Here is a 3,388-nt window from a genome sequence, read left to right on the forward strand (position 1 = left end):
AGCGAAACTCGCAATGACGAGTTGTGAGATGTCTGCTATAGTATCTTGTACCACACTGCTTGCGGTGTGATCTTAATGTTTGTGCAGGCCAGAGATTTTTGAATCCGCCAATGGAGGATGGCCTGCACGTCTATTTACCCTGGATTCCTCCGCCACTGGCGGACGGGAATGACATAGAAGAAAGAATCGCTGAATACACAGTCCGCCGCGGCAGGAAATATTCGTGCGGGACGTCTCTGTCGCGCACATGTAAAAAGACGTCAGTCCGCTGTGGCGGACTGACCTACTAAATAGAAGAGAACTGAGATTGCCACTCGACTTTGAGTCCCCCAGTCAGTGCTCGAAGGGGTGGTCGAAATTGAAATCGGGTCTATAATTTGTCGGGCTCGATAGCTCCTGCGTCCACCCTCTGTAAAATCCGAGCCGCTCAAATTCGGCCAAGACTTCTTCGTATTCTTCAGGCAATAACGTCCGTCCCAGATCAGGATGCCCTATCACGCGCGCGGTCGGATGGTACTGTGACATCAACGAAAGATGCACCCCCGGCGAAAGCTCTTCGGCTATCCATCGCAAAATCGCAAGGCTGTTCGAGACTCGGCCCGGCAATACCAGGTGGCGGATGATAAGCCCCGATTCAATATAGCCGTCATCGTCGATAAAAATATTCGAGCCTTTTTGATAAAACATTTCCTTGATGGCGGCTTTGGCAATTTCGGGATAGTCCGGGGTGTCGGATGTCTCGCGTCCCATCTGTTCATCGAGATATTTCAGGTCAGGGAGATAGACAGCGATTTTTCCATCGAGAGCTTTGATCGTGTCGAGTTTATCGTATGAACTTGTGTTGAAAACAAAAACCGGATTGCGTCCGCGCGCCAGCAGGGCGTTCATTATAACATGAACTTGGGGGATGAAATGCGACGGCGACACAAATCCGACTGTCTTGACACCGCTGTCGAGAATGACTTCGATTTCGTTGCAGACTTGGTCGAGTGTCATTGTCTGATCAAGCACCGTGCCGCGGGTGCGGCTTATCTGCCAGTTCTGACAGTAAATGCAACCCATATTGCAACGCGAGAAAAAGATATTGCAAATGCCATGCTGGCCGACAATCACAGGCTCTTCGCCGCGATGGGCGCAAATTGAGCCAATAGAAAACCCGGCTCCGCTGTTGCAGTAGCCAAATTTCCCGCCGAGGCGGTCGGCATGACAGTTTCGAGGACAACAGGTGCAATCGGCCAAAGCCTCAAGCGGTTTGAGGATTGCATCCAGATTCATACTTGCAATCGATTTGGAGTTTTGCGTGACATTGTGACCCATGCCTCAAGATAGCAAAAAGCATCCGTAAAGACAAATTCCCTTCGCGGATGCTATACCATGCAGGATATGGGAAATGCTTACTTACCGAGTCGGGAATAGATATAGTCGATTCCCTTCTCTTTTCCCTTGCTGATGCCTTCGATTCGGGCGTACAGGGAATCTGAGCCAACTTGAAGGTAGATAACCCGGGTGGGGAAATTATGAGTAGGATTTTCAAAGACAAACCTGCCGCTGTCTGAGCTTATGAGCCTAAAAAACACCTCGCCCTCGTTTTCAGCGACATTCGGAACAAAATAGGTCGCGCTATCTGTGGCAACCATGCGGGTTATCTCAGTGATAATTGTGTCACTTCCCTTAATCATAAAGCCCGAGCCGGTGAGAGTCATACTGTCAGTTTTCGCCCATCTCTCTCCGATGAGGGTTTCACCTTGTTTGCCTGTCCATTTCCCTACCAGCCAATCGAGAGAGGAGATATTTTTGGATTGTTGCGGAATGACAGGCATGGTTTTATCAATTCCCATTGAAACAGAACCGCAGATGAGAACAAGCAGAGATGCGAGAGATAGTCTGATGATCGGTAGTTTGAGAGTCATAACACAGCGTCCTTCGATTTTATTCGAGTTGTCTGATTGTCTAACGAATAAAAAATACATTGTAACGGCGGAACATGCAAGAGGCAGTCAATTACTTTTCAAAGAGCTGCCGTACGAGCTGGAGTTGGGCGAGGGCCGAAGTCAACGCCGTTTCCACGCGTAATGTCCATGGCCCAATTGAGAACTTTCGGAATCCCGCCTCCTGCAAAAGCGTCGACTCGAATTCGACCCAGCCGCCTTCGGGCCCGATAGCAATAAGAGCGCTTTCTGTTGGATTAGCCTTGTAGACTTTGTCCAGATGCAGACCACTTGACGAGTCAGCCAGAAATCTGTTTGTGGCAATGTCCGACGTCGCTTCAGAAATAGCAAAATAGTCTTCGATAGCTGGCCGAAAAAGAGGGTGGATGATAATCTCCGGCTGATGGGTCAATTTTCCAAGGCTGAGTCCTTCGATAAAATACGGCAGGGCGTTCTCAGGTTGCAGAAGCGGACTACAAAAATAACTTTTATCGGTTTTGAAGGCGCGGACAAGGTGTAGGCGATTGACCCCCATCATGGCACAGGTTACAAATACTTTTTTGAGCGTTTTAGGCCGCGGAATTGCGCAGAGGATTTCGGTCGGCGCTAATGGTTGCTGTGTGGAATACCATTCCCGACATTCCAGCATAACAGATGAGTCGTTGACCTGTGTGATGACGGCTTTTCCTTGGAGGCTGTTAAGGATTCCGATTTCGACAGTTTCACCGAGCACACGTTTGAGAACGGTGCGAATATGTGCCGCACGATGATCGGTCAGCGTGTAGCGGTCGTTGCCTATGGCATCAGTTTGGGTGAGAATGATGAGATTCATATCCCGATAAACATACAACGAAAGTAGCCAGCCATACGGAATTATTTTAGCGAGCGGGTATTTGCTTTGAAGGAAGAAAGATCACACCGTCCGCTGTGGTGGATTCTCTTCTCTTGTCATCCCAGCGCACGCTAGGAACCATCTTCATCTTCGTGCAGGTTGTCTTCCATTGGCGGATTCGAAAATCTCTGCTAGCACCAGATTTACCACCGTGCAGTCAGGCGCCCCCGCCTGACTGTCTTCTTTTCTATTCCGTCGGGTCTTGGTCACCTTCGAGCGAAAAGCGAGGAGTGAGTGCTGAGGCTTCCGAAGTCCGCTCACGGCGGGTGACCTGACGGCCACACTGTGCGCGACCGGAACGTCCCCGCACGAATATCAAAACTGGGTACCGGCCTGCCCGCTGTGGCGGGACTGACCTACGAATATCGGAGAACCCCTTACAATGTCATTCCAGTCCGCCGAAGGCGGAGAATCCATCTTCATCTTCGTGCAGGTTGTCCTCTGTTGGCGGATTCAAAAATCTCTGCCCGCACCATCCGAAAGATCACACCACAAACACAAACGGCCACTCTATTTCTAAAGTGGCCGTTCGGCTTACTAGCTCTATCAAGCGTGAGCTTGATAGTAT

Annotated in this window: 3 protein-coding genes; all 3 read right to left on the reverse strand. The window is 50.0% G+C overall.

Annotated elements, in window-relative coordinates; translation table 11 throughout:
- Positions 1–333: 333 nt before the first annotated feature.
- The 3 genes from SGI97_00315 to SGI97_00325 all read right to left on the reverse strand — a co-directional run bounded on the left by SGI97_00315 (position 334) and on the right by SGI97_00325 (position 2,760).
- Entirely contained in the window at positions 334–1,275 is a 942-nt protein-coding gene (locus SGI97_00315; protein MDZ4722345.1) for a radical SAM protein, read from the reverse strand.
- Between the two features lie 119 nt (positions 1,276–1,394).
- Positions 1,395–1,910 carry a DUF6265 family protein gene (locus SGI97_00320; GenBank protein MDZ4722346.1) on the reverse strand — a complete coding sequence of 172 codons (516 nt, stop codon included), beginning with the start codon at positions 1,908–1,910 and terminating at the stop codon, positions 1,395–1,397.
- A 91-nt stretch (positions 1,911–2,001) separates the two neighbouring features.
- Positions 2,002–2,760: an RsmE family RNA methyltransferase gene (locus tag SGI97_00325; protein ID MDZ4722347.1), complete on the reverse strand. Its 759-nt coding sequence runs from the start codon at positions 2,758–2,760 to the stop codon at positions 2,002–2,004.
- Positions 2,761–3,388 lie beyond the last annotated feature (628 nt).

Source organism: Candidatus Zixiibacteriota bacterium, assembly GCA_034439475.1.
Lineage (GTDB): Bacteria > Zixibacteria > MSB-5A5 > GN15 > FEB-12 > JAWXAN01.

What these genes read in the sequence shown, in the direction of transcription:
- SGI97_00315 (MDZ4722345.1), bottom strand. Translation starts at nt 1,275, where the DNA reads ATGAATCTGGATGCAATCCTCAAACCGCTTGAGGCTTTGGCCGATTGC.
- SGI97_00320 (MDZ4722346.1), bottom strand. Translation starts at nt 1,910, where the DNA reads ATGACTCTCAAACTACCGATCATCAGACTATCTCTCGCATCTCTGCTT.
- SGI97_00325 (MDZ4722347.1), bottom strand. Translation starts at nt 2,760, where the DNA reads ATGAATCTCATCATTCTCACCCAAACTGATGCCATAGGCAACGACCGC.